The sequence below is a fragment of the Streptococcus agalactiae ATCC 13813 genome (genome assembly GCF_000186445.1).
GTDB lineage: Bacteria > Bacillota > Bacilli > Lactobacillales > Streptococcaceae > Streptococcus > Streptococcus agalactiae.
The window spans coordinates 682,666-705,933 of sequence record NZ_GL636070.1; the positions used below are offsets into that span (position 1 = coordinate 682,666).

Sequence of the window (23,268 nt, forward strand, 5' to 3'; positions counted from 1 at the left end):
TAAGATGTAAACTGATTTTCAATAGAATTAGCGAAACTACTTGGTTAAAAAAGCTTTATAAAGTAGGAGAGCAATTCCAGATAATTCAACATCTTTTTTATAAATCATAATGTACTCTGAAAATAACTTATTCTTATGAAAATGGTAGACATTGCACTCTTTATCCAAATAGCGATGAATGAGAGTTTGTGGAACAAATGTTGCTCCCATCCCTGACAAAGATAGGCTAGCTGCTGTAGGAATGGTACTAGTTGTAATCATCTGATTTAATGACATGTGATGAAGCTCATAGAATTGTGCAATTGTTTTGCCAATTCCGTACTCTAATGGTGTTAGGATAAGAGGTTCATTGTCTAGAACTGAAATAGGATATTCAAAAGGAATAATCTGTCCACGTTTTTCAGCGTTGTAGAGGTGGCTGGTGGTAGGTATCATTAAAAACAATTCGTCGCGGTAAATAGTGGTTGATGCAATTCCATCTTTATAAAGGATAGGAGCCATCCCAACAGCTAGGTCAATATCACCACTCGCTACCAATTGTTCAGAAATATTTTGATTGTTTTCGAGTAATTTGACAGAAATTTCTGGGTGCTCCAAGTTAAATTTTGGAAGTACATTTGCCAGAATAGAACTTGCTAAGCCAGAGTTAATCCCAAGTGTGATTTCTCCTTTTTTATCAGAACGGATGAGATATAGTTCTTTGGCCATTTGACGCTCAATCATATCAATTTCTTTTAGGTAGAATAGATATCTCTGTCCAGCATAAGTTAAAAAGGTTTGGTGTCCTTGGCTCTGGATGAGTTTTATTTCTAACTCATTTTCTAATTGCTTGATCACTTTGCTTAGGTAAGGTTGAGAAATAAAAAGGTGTGCAGCGGCTTTAGTGATGTTTGAGTATAGTTCGATACTCTCTAGATACATTAATTTTTGTTGATTTTTCAAGACTTTATAACCAGTTTGATATCCTTAGATTAATAATAAGTTATGATACGTTATGGCTATAAGTTTACTATCATTTTGAGCTAAAATCAATCTATTTTAATTTAGTAGTATAACATGATATATTCATAACTATTTAGTTATAGAAATATCTAAAAAAATTTATTTGTAAAAAATTATTTTCAAAAGTAGACTATATAAGAGCAGATTGTTAGAATAATAGCCTTATTTTAACTGTTCATATTTTAAGGAGGAAAGCAAATGGCCAATGCATCTTTGCGACATCAATTATTTGAAAAAATTGACCAAAAATGTGATCAAATAGTTGCTATTCGTCGCTATTTACATGAAAATCCCGAATTATCATTTAAAGAGACAAAAACAGCAGCTTATATTTCAGATTTTTATAAAGGTAAGGACTGTCATGTTCAGACACAATTTGGTGGTATGAATGGCGTCGTAGTCGATATCTATGGTGATAAAGCGACAGATAAGCCCATCAAACACATTGCTTTGAGAGCCGACTTTGATGCTCTTCCAATTCAGGAAGAGACAGGGCTTTCTTTTGCTTCAAAAACAGCGGGCGTTATGCATGCTTGTGGACATGATGCCCATACAGCTTATTTATTGATTTTGGCTGAGAGCTTGATTGAATTGAAATCAGAATTTTCAGGTCATATCCGTATCTTACATCAACCGGCTGAAGAGGTGCCACCAGGCGGAGCAAAAGCAATGATTGAAGCAGGATGTTTAGATGGCATTGATGCTGTCCTTGGTATCCATGTTATGTCAACGATGGAAGAGGGAACGGTACAATATCACGCAGGTCCCATTCAAACAGGGCGTGCCACTTTTAAAGTTATTTTGCAAGGTAAGGGTGGACATGGTTCCATGCCACATCGTGCAAATGATACAATTGTTGCAGCTTCTAGTTTTGTTATGGCAGCGCAAACGATTGTCAGTCGTCGAGTTAGTCCATTTGACACAGCAGTAGTTACTATCGGATCTTTTGATGGTAAAGGTTCCGCTAATGTGATCAAAGATAGTGTAACCTTAGAAGGTGATGTGCGCGTGATGTCTGAAGAGACACGAGGTGTTGTTGAGGAGGAATTTAAGCGTATTCTAGATGGAATAGCACAAACTTATGGTGTTAGTTATCAGTTAGACTATCAGAATGATTATCCTGTTTTAGTTAATAACAGTGAAGTGACACAGAAAGTTGCAAATAGTTTAAAATCTGTTGCTATAAAAGAAATTTTAGACGTCATTGATTGCGATCCTCAAACGCCGTCTGAAGATTTTGCCTATTATGCTCAAACAATCCCAGCTTGCTTCTTCTATGTTGGAGCACACGAAGAGGGGCAACCATATTACCCACATCATCATCCAAAATTCCAAATTGCAGAATCATCATTGATGGTATCTGCTAAATCAATGGCAACAGCAGCGCTTGCTATGCTTGAAGAAGGAGAATAGATAACATATGTTAACGACAAAGGAAAATTTCAAAGGAAATAACAAATTATTGGTGGGAATTGTACTCGCTGTACTATCATTTTGGTTATTTGCACAGTCTATTTTAAACATGGGACCAGATGTTCAGTCATCATTAGGTATTTCATCTGGTGCAATGGATATTGGTGTCTCAAGTACGGCATTGTTTTCAGGTTTATTTATTGTTGTAACTGGTGGTTTAGCAGATAAACTTGGTCGAGTTAAATTTACTTTTATTGGTCTTTGCTTAAATATTATTGGTTCTCTACTAATTGTTTTAGCTAATGGAGCAGTGCTATTTATTATGGGACGTATTTTTCAAGGATTGGCAGCAGCTTTTATTATGCCATCAACAATGGCCTTGGTTAAAACGTACTATGATGGTAAAGATAGACAACGTGCAGTTAGTTTCTGGTCAATCGGATCATGGGGTGGCCCAGGTCTATGTTCTTATTTTGGTGGAGCGGTGGCAAGTACTCTAGGTTGGCGTTATGTCTTTATCTTTTCGATCATCGCATCAGTACTTAGTTTTCTATTAATTTTAGGAACCCCAGAAAGTAAAAATGTTGGACAAAAAACTCACTTTGATTACCTTGGTTTAATTATTTTTATTATTTCAATGTTATCGTTAAATATTGGGATATCTATGGCTCAAGAACATGGATTGATGAACGTTATTCCATTGAGTCTTTTTACAGTAATGCTTATTGGATTTGTTCTGTTTTATTATGTTGAAACACGTAAATCTAATAGTTTTATTGACTTTCATCTGTTTGAAAATCGATTTTACTTAGGTGCGACAATATCAAATTTCTTACTGAATGCAGTTGCAGGAACTCTGATTGTTATTAATACTTACATGCAACAAGGTCGCCAGCTAACACCAAAGGTTGCAGGTGAAATGTCTTTAGGCTATTTGGTTTGTGTACTAATTGCTATCCGAGTTGGTGAGAAAATTTTACAACGCTTTGGTGCCCGTAAGCCAATGCTTTTGGGAGCTATGAGCACATTTGTTGGGATATTTTTAATGACTTTGGTCAATATTCAAGGCCCTTTGTATCTTGTGTTAGTCTTTGTTGGTTATGCTTTATTTGGGACAGGCTTGGGGATCTATGCGACACCATCAACGGATACAGCTATTTCTAGTATTCCTAATGAAAAAGTAGGTTCTGCATCTGGAATTTACAAAATGGCAAGTTCACTAGGTGGTGCAATTGGTGTAGCAACTTCAATTGCGATTTATCATGCTTTTTCTGGTAATGCAGATTTTCACAAAGCTGCTTTGTGTGGATTAATTTTAAACCTAGTTTTTTGTAGTCTATCGATCTTATCAATTCTTTTTGTTATCCCTAAGAAAATTGAGGATAAATAAATAACAATACTTGAGATTCAAAATCTCAAGTATTGTTATAATAATGTTAAAGGAATTGGGAAAGAAATTTAAAATATAATGAAATTAATAGCTTAAAACTATTGCTTTTATTTATGATTATAGTATAATGGTAAGGTATGTTATAAACATACCTGTGGGAGGTAAAAATTTCTAATTACCGCCAAAACCACAACAGGAGGATTTTTAAAAATGGCTAAAAAAGTTGAAAAACTTGTAAAACTTCAAATTCCTGCTGGTAAAGCAACTCCAGCTCCACCAGTTGGACCAGCACTTGGTCAAGCAGGAATCAACATCATGGGATTCACTAAAGAGTTTAACGCTCGTACAGCTGATCAAGCTGGTATGATTATTCCAGTTGTTATCTCAGTATATGAAGACAAATCATTTGATTTCATCACTAAAACACCACCAGCTGCTGTTCTTTTGAAAAAAGCTGCAGGTGTTGAAAAAGGATCAGGTGAACCTAACAAAACTAAAGTTGCAACAGTTACTCGTGCGCAAGTACAAGAAATTGCTGAAACTAAAATGCCAGATTTAAACGCTGCAAACCTTGAGTCTGCAATGCGTATGATCGAAGGTACTGCTCGTTCTATGGGATTCACTGTTACTGACTAATCAGAAACACCCACATAACCCGCAAGACTTCATCGTAGTTTGATGAGTGACGTGGGAGATTTTAAATCAAATCGATTGACCACATTACAAGGAGAATTTTAAAATGGCTAAAAAAAGTAAAAACTTACGTGCTGCTCTTGAGAAAATTGACAGCACTAAAGCATACAGCGTAGAAGAAGCTGTAGCTCTTGCAAAAGAAACTAACTTTGCTAAATTTGATGCAACTGTTGAAGTTTCTTATAACCTTAACATTGACGTTAAAAAAGCTGACCAACAAATCCGTGGGGCTATGGTTTTACCAGCAGGTACTGGTAAAACTTCACGTGTTCTTGTTTTTGCTCGTGGTGCTAAAGCTGAAGAAGCTAAAGCAGCAGGTGCAGACTTTGTCGGTGAAGATGACTTAGTTGCTAAAATCCAAGGTGGATGGCTTGACTTTGATGTTGTTATCGCAACACCAGATATGATGGCACTTGTTGGACGTCTTGGACGTGTCCTTGGACCTCGTAACTTGATGCCAAACCCTAAAACTGGTACAGTAACTATGGACGTTGCTAAAGCAGTTGAAGAGTCTAAAGGTGGTAAAATTACTTACCGTGCTGATAAAGCAGGTAACGTCCAAGCCCTTATTGGTAAAGTTTCATTTGATGATGCTAAATTAGTTGATAACTTCAAAGCATTTAATGATGTTATTGTTAAAGCTAAACCAGCTACTGCAAAAGGAACTTACATCACAAACCTTTCAATTACAACAACACAAGGTGTTGGTATCAAAGTTGATCCTAACTCACTTTAATCAATAAAAAAACTAGGAATTCCTTCCTAGTTTTATTTATTCTATATACTTAACCAGTTAAGTATATATTTTAATAATCAAAGGATATTATATGTGTTTCTTTTGAAAAATAGCTTTTTATATGTATTAACCTTCTTAAAGACTAATAAATGTGCGATGTATTTTAAGTAACAGATGAGAATAAGGAAAAATGAAATTGGCGATCTGGTATGTGACTATTATGATTATTCTTTAGCAATAATCTATTAAAATGAGTTCGCAGGGAATAAGTAAATCTTGTATCGTTGTAGATTTTTTTATTTTAAGGTTCTTGACAAGACATTACTAAAATGATTTAATTAAGTTTGCTTAAAAAAATAATTAACTAAACTTAAAAGAAAGTTGGTAAAAATGAGACGTAACATATTATTGAGCATTGCTTGTTTATTGATGGTGACTCTGACTGCATGCCATTCACAGGATAGCAAAAGTCATAAACTAAACAGTGATAAACTCACGCTTGCTTGGGGAGAAGACTTTGGTGATGTTAATCCGCATCGCTATAATCCTGATCAGTTTGTTATCCAGGATATGGTTTATGAGGGGTTGGTACGATATGGTGACAATGGGAAAATTGAACCAGCTTTAGCGGAAAGCTGGAGCATTAGTCAAGATGGAAAAACCTACACTTTTAAATTGAGAAATGCTAAATATTCTGATGGCAGTAACTTTAATGCTGCGAATGTCAAACGTAATTTTGATAGTATTTTTTCGAAGTCTAATAGAGGTAATCATAATTGGTTTGATTTAACGAATCAATTGGAAAATTATCGTGCCTTGAATCAAAGTACTTTTGAAATTAAACTGAAACAAGCTTATAGTGCTACTTTATATGATCTCTCTATGATTCGTCCAATTCGCTTTTTATCTGATAGCGCTTTCCCTAAAGGTGATGATACAACTAAGAAGAATGTAAAAAAACCAATTGGAACGGGTCAATGGGTTGTGAAAAGTAAAAAGCAAAATGAATATATTACCTTCAAACGTAATGAGAATTACTGGGGAAAGAAACCAAAATTAAAAGAAGTAACCGTAAAAGTTATACCCGATGCTCAGACGCGTGCTTTAGCATTTGAATCAGGTGACGTTGATTTGATCTATGGGAATGGCATTATTGGTTTAGACACTTTTGCCCAATATACGAAGGACAAGAAATATGTCACAGCTATTTCTCAACCTATGTCAACAAGACTTTTGTTGCTAAATGCTAAGGAAAGTATTTTCCAAGATAAAAAAGTTCGTCAGGCAATGAATCATGCTATTGACAAAGTTTCTATTGCTAAGAACACTTTTAGAGGAACAGAAAAGCCAGCAGACACTATTTTTTCAAAATCAACACCTCACTCAGATGCTAAGTTAAATCCTTATAGCTATAATGTTGATAAAGCAAATCAGCTATTGGATCAAGCTGGTTGGAAGATGGGAAAAGATAAGGTTCGTGAAAAAGATGGTAAAGCTCTAACCTTACGTCTTCCTTATATCGCCACTAAGGCAACTGATAAAGACCTGGTAACTTATTTCCAAGGAGAATGGCGTAAAATCGGTATTAATGTTTCTCTTATTGCTATGGAAGAAGATGATTATTGGGCTAATGCTAAAAAGGGTAATTTTGATATGATGTTAACCTATTCTTGGGGAGCACCATGGGACCCTCATGCTTGGATGTCGGCATTAACTGCCAAGGCAGATCATGGACATCCAGAAAATATAGCTTTAGAAAATCTAGCAACTAAAACTGAAATGGATAGACTTATTAAGTCAGCTCTAGTAGATCCTAAGGAAGAAAATGTTGATAGAGACTATAAGAAGGTTCTTGAATTATTGCATGATGAGGCTGTATATATCCCATTAACTTATCAATCGGTGATTTCTGTTTATAGGAAAGGTGATTTTAAAACCATGCGTTTTGCGCCAGAAGAAAATTCATTCCCATTACGCTATATAGAAAAGAACAATGTATCTAAGTAGTTCGATCATCAAAAAAATATTGTCAGCTTTTTTGGCATTGTTTTTCATATCACTTCTAACATTTATTCTTATCAAACTATCAACAGTTAATCCAGCAGAAAATTACCTTCGTTTATCAAAAATAAGTGTTAGTCCAGAAGCACTAAAAGAAGCAGAGCACTATCTAGGTTTAGATAAGCCATTATGGAAGCAGTACTGGCTGTGGTTCCAAAAAGCATTAACAGGAGATTTTGGATATTCTTATGTGCTCAGGTTGCCGGTATTAGATTTGGTTTTACAACGGTTTTTGGCTACTTTATTTCTAGGCACGAGTGCCTTCTTGCTAATTGTTACCATTTCTACCCCGTTAGGTGTGTGGGCTGGCTTACATGAATCTTCTCGGAGTGATCACTTGATTCGATTTTTGAGTTTTTCTAGTGTGTCTATGCCAAGTTTTTGGGTTGCTTACTTGTTGATGCTGCTATTTTCGGCAAAATTAAATCTTCTGCCTGTTTCAGGAGGTAATGATTTACAAAGTTTAATTTTGCCAAGTATTACCTTAAGTTTTTCTACCGTAGGTCAATATATAGCCCTTATTCGAAAAGCTATTAGTCAAGAAAATAGAAGTTTAAATGTGGAAAATGCTCGATTAAGAGGAGTAAAAGAACGTTATATTGTCACACATCACCTCCTTAGAAATGCCTTACCTGCGATAATGACGGCACTTAGCTTGACTTGGGTTTACTTATTAACAGGATCAATTATTGTTGAAGAAATTTTTTCATGGAATGGAATAGGACGTTTATTTGTGACCAGTCTAAGGACTTCAGATCTTCCAGTAATACAAGCTTGTATGCTAATTTTTGGAACCTTATTTTTAGCTAATAATTTTATGACACAGTGTCTTATGAATTGGGTTGATCCTCGGTTACGAAAGTCAAGGGAGAAATAATGTCAAAAAGAATTTATTTTTCGAGTAGCTTACTGGTATTGTTAGTGATTAGTGCCATTTTTGCCCCTATTCTATCTAGCTTTGATCCACAATACGTAGATTTATCACAAAAATTATTGGCTCCCAATAATGTTCATTTGTTAGGGACTGACCAATTGGGTAGAGATGTATTATCTCGCTTGCTTTATGGTGCTAGATATTCACTGTTTTTAGCTATTATTATTAGCTTATTGGAATTAACGATTGGTATGTTTGTGGGTCTTATTGTTGGTTGGTATCAAGGAAAGTTAGAAAACCTCTTTTTATGGATAGCTAATATTATTTTAGCTTTTCCGAGCTTTTTGCTCTCTCTTGCAACCGTGGGGATCTTAGGTCATGGTCTAGGGAATTTAATTTTTGCAATTGTCTTTGTGGAATGGGTTTACTATGCTAAATTAATGACCAATTTAGTTAAGAGTGCAAAAAAAGAGCCTTATGTGATAAATGCGCAAATTATGGGACTTTCGGTCTGGCATATTTTAAGAAAACATATTTTTCCTTTTGTGTATCAGCCAATCCTCGTTATGGTCCTTATGAATATAGGAAATATTATTTTAATGATTTCTGGCTTTTCTTTCTTAGGAATTGGTGTGCAACCTAATGTCACAGAATGGGGAATGATGTTGCACGATGCTAGAGGATATTTTAGGACAGCTACTTGGATGATGTTATCTCCTGGAATTGCGATTTTTTTAACAGTATTTTCCTTTAATACTTTAGGCGATGCCATAGATAAAAAAGATTGGAAACGACAATGGAACAGTTAGAAATAAGAAATTTGTCATTACAGATAGGAGAGGTCCCTGTACTAAGAGATTTTAGTTGTAAAATAGATATGGGAGAATCGCTAACTATTATTGGTGAGAGTGGCTCAGGGAAAACACTCTTGGCAAAATTATTGGTTGGTCATATTCCACAAGGTATGACAGTTAGAGGAAACATATTTTTTAAGGGAGTTGATTTAGGTAAACTAACTGTAAAGCAGTGGCAGAAATTAAGGGGACGAGATATTGCCTATTTAGTGCAAAATCCCATGTCTATGTTTAATCCTTTTCAAAAAATTGAAGCGCATATTTTGGAAACAATCCTTAGTCATGAGAAATGTTCAAAGAGAGTAGCCTTATCTAAAGCGTTAGAATGGATGAAACGTTTAAATTTAGATGATGCGATATCCCTGTTAAAAAAATACCCTTTTGAGCTTAGTGGAGGAATGCTACAAAGAATTATGTTAGCCACTATATTATCTCTTGATCCTCAGGTAATCATATTAGATGAGCCGACCTCAGCGGTTGATTGTCATAATTGTTCTACTATATCAGCTATTTTGCAGGAATTGCAAAATAATGGAAAAACCTTGATTACTGTAACGCATGATTATCAGTTAGCTAGAGACCTGGGGGGACAATTATTAGTTATAAGTGAGGGAGAAGTTGTTGAACAGGGACAAACCCAAGCTATTTTAAGCAATCCTCAACATAACTATACGAAAGCACTGACAGTGCAAATGGAGTATGAAGGAGATATTCTTAATGTTGGTTTGTAATCATGTCGGAAAAACATTTGGACGACAAGAGGTTTTAAAGGACTGTCATTTTCATCTTAAGAGAGGAGAAATAATTGGTATAATGGGTAAAAGTGGCAGTGGAAAAAGTAGCCTTGCCCGACTCATTATAGGACTAGATAGTCCTACTTGTGGTTCGATATATTTTCAAGGAAAAAATTACACACCTAAAGATGGTAAGGCGCAGATTATCCTTGTTTTTCAAGATGCGCTTAGTTCGGTCAACCCATATTTTAGTATTGAGGAAATTTTGAATGAAGCTTTTTATGGAAAAAAAACAACTTTTGAATTATGCCAAATATTAGAAGCGGTGGGTTTAGATGGAACTTATCTAAAATATAAAGCTAGACAACTTAGTGGTGGTCAGCTACAGAGAGTTTGTATCGCTAGAGCTTTACTCTTAAAGCCTAAAATTATTATTTTTGATGAATCCTTAAGTGGATTAGACCCAGTAACTCAAATTAAAATGCTACGTTTATTACAAAAATTAAAACGCCGTTATGAATTAAGTTTTATAATGATTTCTCATGACCCTAAAATTTGTCAAGCTATCTGTAACCGGGTCTTTCTGATAAAAAATGGTTATTTAGTAGAAGATAATGAATTCTTGAAGAGAGCATGTTCTACTAACTGTTTGACCAATCTCTGAATTATTATGTTTTTCTTATTTTAGGAGTTGATAAAGAAATCAACTTACTAGTGTCATTGCTCTATTAAAATTTTGCCTTTTATGGTAGAATAATAAAGACAAAATAAGGAGAACATAGTAGTGGAACCTAAATATCAACGTATATTAATTAAGTTATCTGGCGAAGCATTGGCGGGAGATAAGGGTGTCGGTATTGACATTCCTACCGTTCAATCTATTGCAAAAGAAATTGCCGAAGTACACAATTCAGGTGTTCAAATAGCACTTGTCATTGGTGGAGGTAATCTTTGGCGTGGAGAACCTGCAGCAGAAGCAGGGATGGATCGTGTTCAAGCTGATTATACAGGAATGTTAGGGACAGTAATGAATGCTCTTGTAATGGCTGATAGCCTTCAACAATATGGGGTAGATACTAGAGTTCAAACAGCTATTCCAATGCAAACTGTTGCTGAGCCTTACGTACGTGGTCGTGCTTTACGTCATCTAGAGAAGAATCGTATTGTTGTCTTTGGAGCGGGTATTGGTTCGCCTTATTTCTCAACTGATACAACAGCAGCGCTTCGTGCTGCTGAGATTGAGGCAGAAGCAATTTTAATGGCTAAAAATGGAGTAGATGGTGTTTATAATGCTGATCCAAAGAAAGATGCCAATGCTGTCAAATTTGATGAATTAACTCACGTTGAAGTAATAAAACGAGGGTTAAAAATCATGGATGCAACCGCATCAACTATTTCAATGGATAATGATATTGACCTTGTTGTTTTCAATATGAATGAGACTGGTAATATTAAGCGTGTTGTTCTTGGAGAACAAATCGGAACAACTGTTTCAAACAAAGCATCTGAATAGGAGTGTATAAAAAATATGACTAAGGAAATCGTTACAAAAGCTCAAGAGCGTTTTGAGCAATCACACCAAAGTTTATCAAGAGAATTTGCAGGGATTCGTGCAGGACGTGCTAATGCTAGCTTGCTTGATCGTATTCAAGTTGAGTATTATGGAGCGCCAACCCCACTTAACCAATTAGCTTCTATTACTGTACCTGAAGCTCGTGTTCTTTTAATTTCACCATTTGATAAATCATCAATCAAAGATATTGAGCGTGCTATTAACGAATCAGATTTAGGTATTAATCCTGCAAATGATGGTTCAGTTATTCGTCTTGTTATTCCAGCTTTGACAGAAGAAACACGTCGTGATTTAGCTAAAGAAGTGAAAAAAGTCGGAGAAAATGCTAAGATTGCTATCCGTAATATTCGCCGTGATGCTATGGATGAAGCTAAGAAGCAAGAAAAGAATAAAGAAATTACAGAAGATGACTTGAAATCTCTTGAAAAAGATATTCAAAAGGCTACTGATGATGCTGTAAAACATATTGATGAGATGACTGCTAATAAAGAAAAAGAATTGTTGGAAGTTTAATAGTAACGTTTGCTATCTTTATTATGATTGGCAAGTAATAAAATGATTATGGAGGTAACTGATAGAATCAAAACCAGATGGATTTGGTTTGTCGGTTACCTTTTTAAAAGGAGAAAAATGAATACATTATTGGCGACAGTCATAACAGGCTTAGTAACTGATGAAAACAAAGATTTTTACTTTATCCAAAAAGATGGCTTTACCTTTGCATTATCAAAGTCAGAAGGAGAGCATCACATTGGTGAAATGGTTAAAGGATTCGCCTATATAGATATGCAACAAAAAGCACGTCTTACAACTAAAGAAACATTTGCGACTCGAGATCATTATGGTTGGGGGACAGTTACTGAGGTACGTAAAGACTTGGGAGTATTTCTTGATACTGGTCTTCCAGATAAGCAAGTGGTTGTTTCTTTGGATGTTCTTCCTGAATTGAAAGAACTTTGGCCTAAAAAAGGTGATCGCCTCTACGTTTGCTTAGATGTTGATAAAAAAGATCGTCTCTGGGCTCTCCCCGCAGATCCTGAAGTATTTCAACGAATGGCAACCCCTGCATATAATAATATGCAAAATCAAAATTGGCCAGCAATCGTTTATCGCTTAAAATTGTCAGGAACTTTTGTTTATCTACCAGAAAATAATATGCTTGGCTTTATTCACCCTAGTGAACGTTACAGTGAACCTCGTTTAGGGCAAGTGCTGGATGCACGAGTTATTGGCTTTAGAGAAGTTGATAGAACCTTAAATTTATCATTAAAGCCTCGTTCTTTTGAAATGTTAGAAAATGACGCACAAATGATTTTAACGTATTTAGAAAGTAACGGAGGATTCATGACTTTAAATGATAAATCTTCTCCAGAGGAAATTAAAGCTACTTTTGGAATTTCCAAAGGTCAGTTTAAAAAAGCACTTGGAGGACTCATGAAAGCTAAAAAGATCAAACAAGATCAGCTAGGTACAGAATTATTATAAACTTTTGAACTTTTAAAGTTTTCTCACGAGGTCATTTTAGTTATAGCTAGAATTAATGGCTAATTATAGAAAAAAGCTGAGAGGAAATTTTGGCTTTTTTTGTTATAATGTATTTATTAAAAAGAATGGAGAACGATATGGAACGTGCGATTTTTGCTGGAGGTTGTTTTTGGTGTATGATACAACCATTTGAAGAATTAGATGGTATTGAATCTGTTTTATCAGGATACACTGGAGGACATGTTGAGAATCCAACTTATAAAGAAGTTTGTAGTAAAACTACTGGACATACAGAAGCTGTTGAAATTATTTTTAATCCTGAAAAAATCTCTTATGCAGATTTAGTTGAGTTATATTGGGCACAAACAGATCCAACAGACGCTTTTGGTCAGTTTGAAGATCGTGGGGATAATTATCGTCCTGTCATCTTTTATGAGAATGAAGAGCAACGTCAGATTGCTCAAAAATCAAAAGATAAGCTACAAGCTTCGGGTAGATTTGATAGACCAATTGTAACCAGCATTGAGCCTGCTGATACTTTTTACCCAGCAGAAGACTATCATCAAGCATTCTATCGGACTAACCCTGCTCGTTACGCCTTGAGTAGTGCCAGAAGACATGCATTTCTAGAGGAGAACTGGCATTGAGAAAATCATTTTACAGTTGGTTGATGACACAAAGAAATCCAAAATCAAATGAACCAGTAGCAATCCTAGCAGATTACGCTTTTGATGAAACCACTTTTCCAAAACATAGTTCGGATTTTGAAACAGTTAGTCGTTATTTAGAAGATGAGGCCAGTTTTTCCTTTAATTTAACAGATTTTGATGATATTTGGGAAGATTATCTCAATCATTAACAATAATATAGAGATTGTATTTTCAATCTCTTTTTTAGGTTATAGAAATTGGACACATTGTCTAAGACTGTCTGAAAAGCAGGTTTTTTAATGGCAATCGTTTTCACAAAGGAGTAGAATATAGTCATCTAAAATATAGCCCTAGGGAGGTTGTTTATGAGATATACAAATGGAAATTTTGAAGCCTTTGCAAGACCTCGAAAACCTGAAGGTGTGGATAAAAAATCCGCTTATATTGTTGGTTCTGGTTTAGCAGGATTAGCTGCCGCTGTCTTTTTAATACGTGATGGTCAAATGGATGGTCAACGTATTCATATTTTTGAAGAACTACCTCTTTCTGGAGGATCACTTGACGGTGTCAAACGACCTGATATCGGTTTTGTAACGCGTGGTGGTCGTGAAATGGAAAATCACTTCGAATGTATGTGGGATATGTACCGTTCCATCCCCTCTCTCGAAGTTCCAGATGCTTCTTATCTAGATGAATTTTATTGGCTTGACAAGGATGATCCCAATTCATCTAACTGTCGCCTCATTCATAAACAGGGGAATCGCTTAGAATCTGATGGTGATTTTACACTCGGAACACATTCCAAAGAGTTAGTTAAGCTAGTCATGGAGACTGAAGAGTCTTTAGGTGCTAAGACGATTGAAGAAGTTTTTTCAAAAGAATTTTTTGAAAGTAATTTTTGGACTTATTGGGCTACTATGTTTGCCTTTGAGAAATGGCATTCAGCGATTGAAATGCGTCGATATGCTATGCGCTTTATCCATCATATTGGTGGTCTGCCTGATTTCACTTCATTAAAATTTAATAAATATAATCAATATGATTCTATGGTGAAACCAATCATCAGTTATTTAGAGTCTCATAATGTAGATGTTCAATTTGATAGCAAGGTAACTAATATCTCCGTAGACTTTAGGAACGGTCAGAAGCTTGCAAAAGCTATTCATCTCACAGTTGGTGGTGAAGCAAAAACAATTGATCTTACTCCAAATGATTTTGTTTTTGTAACGAATGGTTCTATCACTGAAAGTACGAACTATGGTAGTCATGATACTGTAGCTAAACCTAATACCGATTTGGGAGGTTCTTGGAATCTTTGGGAAAACTTAGCTGCTCAATCTGATGAATTTGGACATCCTAAAGTCTTCTACAAAGATATTCCAAAAGAGTCATGGTTTGTTTCTGCTACTGCAACAATAAAAGATCCAGCTATTGAACCTTATATAGAGCGTTTAACACATCGTGACCTCCATGATGGTAAAGTAAATACCGGAGGCATTGTTACAGTTACAGATTCTAATTGGATGATGAGTTTTGCTATCCATCGCCAACCGCATTTCAAAGAGCAAAAGGAAAATGAAACAATTGTTTGGATTTATGGACTCTATTCAAATGTGGAAGGTAATTATATTAAAAAACCAATTGAAGAATGTACTGGTCGAGAAATCACAGAAGAGTGGTTATATCACTTAGGTGTTCCTGAAATGAAGATTCATGATTTATCTGATAAACAATATGTAAGTACAGTTCCTGTTTATATGCCTTACATTACTAGTTATTTCATGCCTCGAGTTAAAGGTGACCGACCAGATGTTATCCCGCAAGGTTCTGTTAACCTAGCCTTCATTGGTAATTTTGCAGAATCTCCATCTAGAGATACAGTATTTACAACGGAATATTCTATTAGAACTGCTATGGAAGCTGTTTATACTTTCTTAAATATTGAACGTGGTGTTCCAGAAGTCTTTAATTCAGCATTTGATATTCGTGTCTTGTTGCAATCTTTATACTATCTCAATGATAAGAAATCTGTTGAAGATATGGATTTACCAATACCTGCCTTAATGCGTAAAGTAGGCATGAAAAAAATTAGAGGAACTTATTTAGAAGAATTACTTCGAGAAGCTCATCTTTTATAATGTAAAATAAAATCGAGAAAACTTGTTTTTCTCGATTTTTTAGTTTTACAACGACTAAAATCACCAAAGAAAATGAAATTTTGTTATAATGTAGTCACTTACTGTACGAAAAGGAAGATAATTTGCAAGAATACTCTATCGAAATTACTTTACAACATCCAGATGATATGATGTCACTCTTTGGCAGCAATGAGCGCCATTTAAAATTAATCGAAGAAAATTTAGATGTTATCATTCATGCTAGAACTGAACGTGTTCAGGTATTAGGTGACTCTGAAGAAACAGTAGAAACCGCTCGGCTAACTATTGAAGCATTATTAGTGCTTGTTAACCGCGGGATGACTGTGAATACTTCAGATGTTGTAACAGCCTTATCCATGGCACAAAATGGTTCAATTGATAAATTCGTTGCCCTTTATGAGGAAGAAATTATTAAGGATAGCTATGGTAAGCCTATCCGTGTTAAGACTTTAGGGCAAAAAATATACGTTGATAGCGTTAAAAATCATGATGTTGTTTTTGGTATTGGGCCTGCTGGAACGGGAAAAACTTTTTTAGCAGTCACTCTAGCAGTAACGGCACTAAAGCGTGGTCAAGTTAAACGAATAATCTTAACGAGACCAGCAGTTGAAGCTGGTGAAAGCCTTGGTTTCTTGCCTGGAGATCTCAAAGAGAAAGTTGATCCTTATTTGAGACCAGTTTATGATGCCCTATATCAAATTTTAGGTAAAGAGCAAACAAGTCGCTTAATGGAGCGTGAAATCATCGAAATTGCTCCATTGGCTTACATGCGTGGTCGTACTTTAGATGATGCATTTGTCATATTAGATGAAGCGCAAAACACCACTATAATGCAAATGAAAATGTTCCTAACACGACTTGGCTTCAATTCTAAAATGATTGTAAATGGCGATGTTAGCCAAATTGACTTACCAAAGAATGTTAAATCTGGTTTGATTGATGCTGTTGAGAAATTACGAAATATCAAAAAGATTGACTTTATTCATTTATCAGCAAAGGATGTTGTAAGACACCCTGTCGTTGCTGAAATAATAAATGCTTATTCAGATTCAGAAAGTAGTCACAAGCTACAACCTGATAATGACTGATGTTTGCCACTAGGAGACGTTGTTAGAGAGTGTGCCAATATGTAAAAAAACGCCTAATGCTTTAGGCGTTTTTATGATGGTGTAATTCAACTTAATCTATAAAGTGTTGAAAATTTTCTTTAAGCATGACGTCGAGATGCATTATTATATCGTTTAATGTTTCTTTAACAGTGTGTTCGTTGGAGTTGAGATGGCATAGTTTAATGATATTTTCTTCGAAATGTTTAGGAAGCAATGTAGCATTCTTCTTAGCATAGGAAATCATTCTTTTTTCGCCAGGATGTGTCAACTTATTAAGTGCAAAGATAATATCAAAGTAGGAATCTAAGAAAGCAGTAGTTCTATGGTGAATACTAACAAAGTCTTGGCGTTTAAGGGCTTTTATAATTTGGTTATCGTAAGAGGGAAGTTTGCCAGTTAATAAGTTACGATTTTGAATGATAATTTGTTTTTGTAACTGACTGGGATAAGAAACTTCGAATCTCTCTTTGAGTGATTGTAATTGATCTTCAGGATCATAGAGTATTTGGCAATTGATGAGGTTATGCCAAAAACAAGTGGTGTATCCAATTCGAGAATTGTGGTGTTCAACAACATCTTCTAAGTCTGATAAAAAGTTATCTATGTTACGATAGAGAATATCAATATCAGTTCCGTCGTTTAAAGTACCATTATCTTCAAGCTCCCAGTAATGATTGTTAAGTTCAATGTAATGACAGTGCTTGTTAAGGATACGTTTACGACTAGTGATATCAGGAGTTGCTGCACAATAAACATACAAATCATAATCGGAAGATTGGTCAAAACTGTCACCAGAGCGTGAGCCTCCGAGTGCTATAGCAACAACATTTGGAAGTTTAGAGAAATCTTGCCAGAGTTTTGTGAAATGGTCCATAAATGCTCTCCTAAAAATGTAAAATATTGATGTGTCTCCATTCTACAGGGCTATCTCTTTTTAGTCAATAATTAATAGTAAGTTAATAAAAGAGGTAACGGTTCTCATATTCAAGAAGTGTATATGAGTGATTTGAAAAGGAGATGTTTTATGCTACAATACGTACATATTAGTTTAAACAAGGTGATAGAATGAAACAAGATTATATTTCCTACATTAGGTCAAAAGTTGGACATGAGACTATCTTTTTAACATATTCTGGTGGTATTTTGACAGATGGTAAGGGACGTGTCCTACTCCAATTAAGAGCTGATAAGAATTCTTGGGGAATTATTGGTGGATGTATGGAGTTAGGTGAGTCATCAGTAGATACATTGAAAAGAGAATTTTTTGAAGAAACTGGATTGAGAGTGGAACCAATTAGACTGTTAAATGTTTATACTAACTTTCAAGACTCTTATCCCAATGGCGATAAAGCACAAACCGTCGGTTTTATTTATGAAGTAAGCTGTCCAAAACCAGTTAATATAGAAGGTTTTCATAATGAGGAAACATTGCAATTGGACTATTTTTCTAAAGAAGACGTCAAAAATATTACGATCGTAAATGAACAACACCAATTAATTTTAGATGAATATTTTTCACAAACATTCCAAATGGGGCGTTAAAAGGATGGGAAATACTAGGTGTGACTTTAAAGAACTTCTAACTTTTATTGATATGTTGTTAGGCATGCTTGTAGAAATAAATGTTAAGAAAATAAGGAGTTCTCATTTGTATATTTTATAATTATTAAAAAGAGAAACAGTAGCTTGCAATAATTTAGTGACTGTTTTTTTAGAAAGCATAAGAAGTACAGAAAAAGAAAATTATGGAATATCGGATGGTGGGGATATGCTTTACTTACGGTATTGGAATGATATACTTAAAGAAATCCAGTTTTAGAAATCCATATTTCTAAGTAAAATAGCATAAAGGAGAGTAGATGAATGAAGATAACATTACACGGCGTTGCTGAAACGTTATTAATCACCTTATATATTAGGGCTAAAGATGCGATGGCTAAACATCCGATACTTAATGATCAAAAATCCTTAGCAATTGTTGAACAGATAGAATATGATTTTGATAAATTCGATAATTCAGAAGCTTCTTTTTATGCAACATTAGCTAGAATTCGCGTTATGGATAGAGAAATCAAAAAATTTATTAGAGAAAATCCAAATAGTCATATCCTTTCAATTGGTTGTGGACTTGATACAAGGTTTGAAAGAGTCGATAATGGACAAATTAGGTGGTATAACCTTGATTTTCCAGAGGTTATGGAGATAAGAAAATTATTTTTTGAAGAGCATGAAAGAGTTACTAATATAGCGAAATCAGCCCTAGATGAAACTTGGACACAGGAGGTAAATCCCCAAAATGCCCCTTTTCTAATCGTGTCAGAAGGTGTTTTAATGTTTCTAAAAGAAGATGACGTAGAGACTTTTCTTCATATCCTGACAAATTCATTTAGCCAATTTATGGCACAATTTGATTTGTGTCATAAGGAAATGATTAATAAAGGAAAGCAACATGATACAGTAAAGTATATGGATACAGAATTTCAGTTTGGTATCACAGATGGTCATGAAATTTTGGATTTAGACCCTAAATTAAAGCAAATAAATCTGATTAACTTTACAGATGAGATGAGCAAATTTGAGTTAGGCACACTTCGCTCTTTACTTCCAACAATTCGTAAATTTAATAATTGTTTAGGTGTGTACGAATATAAAGCATCTGAGAAAAAGTAGCAAAATCTATTTATATAAAGAGACATTCTAAATGTAAATTTGTCATAATCGTTATAGTATTTGTAGCTTTGTTTATTTAGGAATTAGTTTTACGTAAGTTAGGTGCTCTAAAGTTTGTATCTTGAAGTAAATACTAATTCATAAGTCAGAATTTTATTGAAATGGATTATAAGTGTGCAATAGTGATTATTAGCTTTCTCTCCCTTTTTTAATACTCTTATGGTATAATGATGTGAAAGAATAGCTTGAAGGAAGGAAGAGAACACACTTTTATTTTGAGAACTAGTTTTAGATAAAAGTGAAAAACTTAGGAAAGTAGATGTGTCGATTATTTAGGATTATGCAGTACACTTTATCTTTTCTAAACGTTTTGGGTCGTTCTTACTATATAAGATGTACGTTGAAATGATTGATGAAACTGGACAAGTTTCAGAAGATATCAAAAAGCAAACTCTTGATTTGTTAGAGTTTGCAGCACAAAAAACAGGTAAAGAGAATAAAGAAATGGCTGTAACGTTTGTCACTAATGAACGTAGCCATGAATTGAATTTAGAGTATCGAGATACCGATCGTCCGACTGATGTTATCAGTTTAGAATATAAGCCTGAGGTTGATATTTCTTTTGATGAAGAAGATCTGACTGAAAATCCTGAACTTGCTGAGATGCTAGAAGATTTTGATTCTTATATTGGTGAACTTTTTATTTCTATTGATAAAGCTAAAGAACAAGCAGAAGAGTACGGTCACTCTTATGAACGTGAAATGGGTTTTTTAGCTGTGCATGGTTTTTTGCATATTAACGGTTATGATCATTATACACCCGAAGAAGAAAAAGAGATGTTCAGCTTACAGGAAGAAATTTTAACTGCTTATGGACTTAAACGACAATAATCAAAAAAAATGGAAAAATCGCACCTTAACATCAAGCATGGAATTTGCTGTTACAGGGATTTTTACAGCTTTTAAAGAAGAAAGAAATATGCGTAAGCATTTGGTTTCTGCCATTTTAGTAATACTTGCTGGTCTTACTTTTCAAGTATCTATGGTGGAGTGGTTATTTCTTTTATTGAGTATTTTTTTGGTAATTACTTTTGAAATTATCAATTCAGCTATTGAAAATGTAGTTGATTTGGCAAGTAATTACCACTTCACGATGCTGGCTAAAAATGCTAAAGATATGGCAGCAGGAGCGGTTTTAGTTATTTCCTTATTTGCCGTATTGGTGGGATTGATTATTTTTATACCCAAGATACTTGCTTTACTTTTATGATGAGAAGTATTACGAATAAATTGAATGGAGAAAGAAAAGAAATGACATTTAAGTCAGGATTTGTAGCAATTTTAGGTCGTCCAAATGTTGGAAAATCAACCTTCCTAAACCATGTTATGGGACAAAAAATAGCTATCATGAGTGATAAAGCTCAAACAACACGTAATAAAATTATGGGGATTTATACAACAGAAACTGAGCAAATTGTTTTCATTGATACCCCAGGAATTCATAAACCAAAGACCGCCCTTGGTGATTTTATGGTTGAATCTGCTTATAGTACTTTACGTGAAGTTGAAACGGTTCTTTTCATGGTTCCTGCCGATGAAAAGCGAGGTAAAGGCGATGATATGATTATTGAACGTCTTAAGGCTGCCAAGATTCCTGTTATTTTAGTAATCAATAAAATTGATAAGGTTCATCCAGACCAACTTTTGGAACAGATTGATGACTTCCGTAGCCAAATGGATTTTAAAGAAGTGGTGCCAATTTCTGCCCTTCAAGGAAATAATGTGCCAACCCTAATCAAGTTATTAACTGATAATCTTGAAGAAGGTTTCCAATATTTCCCAGAAGATCAGATTACTGATCATCCGGAACGATTTTTAGTATCAGAAATGGTTCGTGAGAAGGTACTTCATTTGACGCAACAAGAGGTTCCTCACTCAGTAGCTGTTGTTGTCGAATCCATGAAACGTGATGAAGAAACTGATAAAGTGCACATTCGTGCAACTATCATGGTTGAACGTGATAGTCAAAAAGGCATTATCATTGGAAAACAAGGTGCTATGCTCAAGAAAATAGGAAAAATGGCGCGCCGTGATATTGAACTTATGTTAGGTGATAAAGTTTACCTAGAGACTTGGGTAAAAGTCAAGAAAAACTGGCGTGATAAAAAGCTTGATTTAGCTGATTTTGGCTATAACGAAAAAGAGTATTAATGAGTTTATTTTGAGATTCGCAAGTTAGTGGGGAAGAGTTAGATAAGTTCACCGTGAGACTTGATTCGCACAGGAAAAGCAATTCACGAGGATAAAACCAACTAGTCATAACTTTACGATTATATTCACAAATCAATCAAAGGGGGCCAAACATGCTTGTTGGCTCCTTCTTAAATAAAGGAGAGCACATGACTCAAGGTTATATTTGCTACCGATAAAGTAGAGGAGGTGAGGATATGCATAATATATTAAGATTTTTAGGCATTGTTATTATTTCTGCAATGATTCTACTTAGTATAGGTAGTTTCTACGATTTATCATTAATGAAAAATATACTACTTATCTGTTGGAGTTTTCTCTTTGATCTATTGGTTTTTGTCTTCAAACAAAGACAAACGACAGAAGTACTCACATGGTATCAAGTTGTTAAGCAATTTTGGTTATTTATTAAGTGTACTATTCTTATTCCTTTTATTATAATGATAGGATGTTTGACAAGTATATCAGATATATCAATTTACTTTTATTTACACCTTGTCGTTGTTTATTATACGATAGGAATGATTTTATCATTAGGTCGTATCATTTCTCCTGAACACTCTATGTTTAATAAACTTAGAAAGTGAAATGAATTATATTTAAAATTTGTTTTCAACAGAGCGGATTTGGCCATCTGTCGTTTGCCATGCCTTTCATAATTTTTCAGTAATTATGATAGTTGTTCTGTTCTCCCAATCATAAAACTTTAAATAAGATTCTATTAGTTCTTGCCTCACTCTCCTTAAGTCTCTGGTAATAATCGAAAAGTTACCAGACTTTAAAGGGGAGTTTTTTATCTGTCAATAGTTAGTAGAAGAACGATATATTGCTCCATTTAGATTAATTATGAAGATAACCCAATAATAGCTTGTGATAAGAAGATACCTTTGAAGTTTCAGAAACAATCTGTTTTCCATCCTGCTATACTCATCTTTGCCAAAGTTGCAACAACACAATAATAACAATTGCTTGGGCATTGGGTGATTAGTTTACTATCAATAGGGTTAGAGTGGAGTTGGAGTATATGGATTGGCATTAATCTTATAATGATGATTCTGTTGAGTTATGTGCTAACAAAAACTGAGCCAATCAGTAACTGCCAAGAGTCATCATCTAACCTCAAAAAATGGCTATTTGCAATAGGTGCTTTTAGCGTTTTATTTTGCTGGGGCACTACTAGTAAAAACATTTTTCCCAATAAGGCAAAACCAGAAGGGATTAACAGCCGATATGAATCAGGTCAATCACTACTTTCGAGTTGTCTTATTATTGACTATCTGTCTTATTGCCCCAATTTAAGAAGAGATAACGTTCAGGTTGTTTGTCATGAGAACATTTGGGAACTCCCTGAGTGGTCCCTTGGTTGTGATCTTATCTTCTATACTATTTAGCTGGTCTCACTTACATGGTCTATCTGTCGTCGACTTTGTTGTCTATTTTGGTATGGGTTTGATTTTCGCTAGTTTGCACCACTATACAAAATCCATTCATTATTCGATTGGCGAGCATATTGTTTGGAATAGTTTGCCATATATTTTTTATTTTCTAGCATTTTTGCTTGCTTTACTCTAAGTAATAAGATTGAGGGACTAATCATTACTAAGACATTTTTGTC

Annotated in this window: 25 protein-coding genes and 1 pseudogene; 24 read left to right on the top strand and 2 right to left on the bottom strand. The window is 34.7% G+C overall.

Going from position 1 to position 23,268, the window contains the following annotated elements:
- Nucleotides 1–36: 36 nt before the first annotated feature.
- Complete coding sequence (locus tag HMPREF9171_RS109725) at nucleotides 37–942, bottom strand: LysR family transcriptional regulator (protein ID WP_000795888.1); 906 nt, start codon at nucleotides 940–942, stop codon at nucleotides 37–39.
- 258 nt (nucleotides 943–1,200) lie between these two features.
- On the opposite strand from HMPREF9171_RS109725, the gene HMPREF9171_RS109720 reads away from it, so the two are divergent.
- From HMPREF9171_RS109720 to HMPREF9171_RS109645, 16 genes are all read left to right on the top strand, one after another.
- On the top strand, nucleotides 1,201–2,415 hold the full coding sequence (locus HMPREF9171_RS109720; RefSeq protein ID WP_001262288.1) for a M20 family metallopeptidase: 1,215 nt from the start codon (nucleotides 1,201–1,203) through the stop codon (nucleotides 2,413–2,415).
- A 7-nt stretch (nucleotides 2,416–2,422) separates the two neighbouring features.
- Nucleotides 2,423–3,805, top strand: coding sequence for an MFS transporter (locus HMPREF9171_RS109715; RefSeq protein WP_000958254.1), 1,383 nt, complete (start codon nucleotides 2,423–2,425; stop codon nucleotides 3,803–3,805).
- Between the two features lie 210 nt (nucleotides 3,806–4,015).
- A complete protein-coding gene (gene rplK, locus HMPREF9171_RS109710; protein ID WP_001085803.1) occupies nucleotides 4,016–4,441 on the top strand; it encodes a 50S ribosomal protein L11 in 426 nt (141 codons plus the stop codon).
- 103 nt (nucleotides 4,442–4,544) lie between these two features.
- On the top strand, nucleotides 4,545–5,234 hold the full coding sequence (gene rplA / locus HMPREF9171_RS109705; protein ID WP_001085664.1) for a 50S ribosomal protein L1: 690 nt from the start codon (nucleotides 4,545–4,547) through the stop codon (nucleotides 5,232–5,234).
- A 390-nt stretch (nucleotides 5,235–5,624) separates the two neighbouring features.
- Nucleotides 5,625–7,241 (top strand): nickel ABC transporter substrate-binding protein, encoded by a 1,617-nt coding sequence (gene nikA, locus HMPREF9171_RS109700; RefSeq protein WP_001253836.1) that lies wholly within the window; start codon nucleotides 5,625–5,627, stop codon nucleotides 7,239–7,241.
- Nucleotides 7,228–8,172: an ABC transporter permease gene (locus HMPREF9171_RS109695; RefSeq protein ID WP_000281515.1), complete on the top strand. Its 945-nt coding sequence runs from the start codon at nucleotides 7,228–7,230 to the stop codon at nucleotides 8,170–8,172. The genes nikA and HMPREF9171_RS109695 overlap by 14 nt, the downstream gene beginning before the upstream one ends.
- Nucleotides 8,172–8,978 carry an ABC transporter permease gene (locus HMPREF9171_RS109690; RefSeq protein WP_000044261.1) on the top strand — a complete coding sequence of 269 codons (807 nt, stop codon included), beginning with the start codon at nucleotides 8,172–8,174 and terminating at the stop codon, nucleotides 8,976–8,978. The genes HMPREF9171_RS109695 and HMPREF9171_RS109690 overlap by 1 nt, the downstream gene beginning before the upstream one ends.
- Complete coding sequence (locus HMPREF9171_RS109685; RefSeq protein ID WP_000436156.1) at nucleotides 8,966–9,754, top strand: ATP-binding cassette domain-containing protein; 789 nt, start codon at nucleotides 8,966–8,968, stop codon at nucleotides 9,752–9,754. Before HMPREF9171_RS109690 ends, HMPREF9171_RS109685 begins: the two co-directional genes overlap by 13 nt.
- Nucleotides 9,741–10,421, top strand: coding sequence for an ABC transporter ATP-binding protein (locus HMPREF9171_RS109680; RefSeq protein ID WP_000959470.1), 681 nt, complete (start codon nucleotides 9,741–9,743; stop codon nucleotides 10,419–10,421). The genes HMPREF9171_RS109685 and HMPREF9171_RS109680 overlap by 14 nt, the downstream gene beginning before the upstream one ends.
- A gap of 120 nt (nucleotides 10,422–10,541) precedes the next feature.
- The gene (pyrH, locus tag HMPREF9171_RS109675) at nucleotides 10,542–11,270 is read left to right on the top strand and encodes a UMP kinase (protein ID WP_000433491.1); all 729 of its coding nucleotides are present in this window, start codon (nucleotides 10,542–10,544) and stop codon (nucleotides 11,268–11,270) included.
- 15 nt (nucleotides 11,271–11,285) lie between these two features.
- The gene (frr, locus tag HMPREF9171_RS109670) at nucleotides 11,286–11,843 is read left to right on the top strand and encodes a ribosome recycling factor (RefSeq protein ID WP_000159519.1); all 558 of its coding nucleotides are present in this window, start codon (nucleotides 11,286–11,288) and stop codon (nucleotides 11,841–11,843) included.
- A gap of 117 nt (nucleotides 11,844–11,960) precedes the next feature.
- Entirely contained in the window at nucleotides 11,961–12,815 is an 855-nt protein-coding gene (cvfB, locus tag HMPREF9171_RS109665) for an RNA-binding virulence regulatory protein CvfB (RefSeq protein ID WP_001094269.1), read from the top strand.
- A 137-nt stretch (nucleotides 12,816–12,952) separates the two neighbouring features.
- Nucleotides 12,953–13,462: a peptide-methionine (S)-S-oxide reductase MsrA gene (gene msrA, locus HMPREF9171_RS109660; RefSeq protein WP_000438895.1), complete on the top strand. Its 510-nt coding sequence runs from the start codon at nucleotides 12,953–12,955 to the stop codon at nucleotides 13,460–13,462.
- Nucleotides 13,459–13,674 (top strand): YozE family protein, encoded by a 216-nt coding sequence (locus tag HMPREF9171_RS109655; protein ID WP_001232073.1) that lies wholly within the window; start codon nucleotides 13,459–13,461, stop codon nucleotides 13,672–13,674. The genes msrA and HMPREF9171_RS109655 overlap by 4 nt, the downstream gene beginning before the upstream one ends.
- A 156-nt stretch (nucleotides 13,675–13,830) precedes the next feature.
- A complete protein-coding gene (locus HMPREF9171_RS109650) occupies nucleotides 13,831–15,603 on the top strand; it encodes an oleate hydratase (protein ID WP_001270887.1) in 1,773 nt (590 codons plus the stop codon).
- Between the two features lie 122 nt (nucleotides 15,604–15,725).
- Nucleotides 15,726–16,712, top strand: coding sequence for a PhoH family protein (locus HMPREF9171_RS109645; RefSeq protein ID WP_001158921.1), 987 nt, complete (start codon nucleotides 15,726–15,728; stop codon nucleotides 16,710–16,712).
- A gap of 91 nt (nucleotides 16,713–16,803) precedes the next feature.
- Here HMPREF9171_RS109645 and HMPREF9171_RS109640 read toward each other — a convergent pair whose 3' ends face one another.
- Nucleotides 16,804–17,607, bottom strand: a complete 804-nt coding sequence (locus HMPREF9171_RS109640) for a DUF4037 domain-containing protein (protein ID WP_000349556.1) — start codon at nucleotides 17,605–17,607, stop codon at nucleotides 16,804–16,806.
- Nucleotides 17,608–17,798: 191 nt separating this feature from the next.
- Between HMPREF9171_RS109640 and HMPREF9171_RS109635 the strand changes: the two genes are divergently transcribed.
- From HMPREF9171_RS109635 to HMPREF9171_RS1000000113385, 8 genes and pseudogenes are all read left to right on the top strand, one after another.
- A complete protein-coding gene (locus HMPREF9171_RS109635; protein WP_000806807.1) occupies nucleotides 17,799–18,275 on the top strand; it encodes an NUDIX hydrolase in 477 nt (158 codons plus the stop codon).
- Nucleotides 18,276–18,596: 321 nt separating this feature from the next.
- Nucleotides 18,597–19,403, top strand: a complete 807-nt coding sequence (locus tag HMPREF9171_RS109630; RefSeq protein ID WP_000705133.1) for a class I SAM-dependent methyltransferase — start codon at nucleotides 18,597–18,599, stop codon at nucleotides 19,401–19,403.
- A 393-nt stretch (nucleotides 19,404–19,796) separates the two neighbouring features.
- Complete coding sequence (gene ybeY / locus HMPREF9171_RS109625) at nucleotides 19,797–20,294, top strand: rRNA maturation RNase YbeY (protein ID WP_001868390.1); 498 nt, start codon at nucleotides 19,797–19,799, stop codon at nucleotides 20,292–20,294.
- Nucleotides 20,275–20,673, top strand: a complete 399-nt coding sequence (gene dagK, locus HMPREF9171_RS109620) for a diacylglycerol kinase (protein WP_000365225.1) — start codon at nucleotides 20,275–20,277, stop codon at nucleotides 20,671–20,673. The genes ybeY and dagK overlap by 20 nt, the downstream gene beginning before the upstream one ends.
- 41 nt (nucleotides 20,674–20,714) lie before the next feature.
- Nucleotides 20,715–21,614 (top strand): GTPase Era, encoded by a 900-nt coding sequence (era, locus tag HMPREF9171_RS109615; protein ID WP_000143288.1) that lies wholly within the window; start codon nucleotides 20,715–20,717, stop codon nucleotides 21,612–21,614.
- Between the two features lie 236 nt (nucleotides 21,615–21,850).
- Entirely contained in the window at nucleotides 21,851–22,240 is a 390-nt protein-coding gene (locus HMPREF9171_RS109610; protein WP_000551530.1) for a hypothetical protein, read from the top strand.
- 459 nt (nucleotides 22,241–22,699) lie between these two features.
- A pseudogene (locus tag HMPREF9171_RS1000000114090) lies at nucleotides 22,700–22,952 on the top strand (hypothetical protein).
- A 27-nt stretch (nucleotides 22,953–22,979) separates the two neighbouring features.
- On the top strand, nucleotides 22,980–23,225 hold the full coding sequence (locus tag HMPREF9171_RS1000000113385; protein WP_230306781.1) for a CPBP family intramembrane glutamic endopeptidase: 246 nt from the start codon (nucleotides 22,980–22,982) through the stop codon (nucleotides 23,223–23,225).
- The last annotated feature ends 43 nt before the right edge of the window (nucleotides 23,226–23,268 follow it).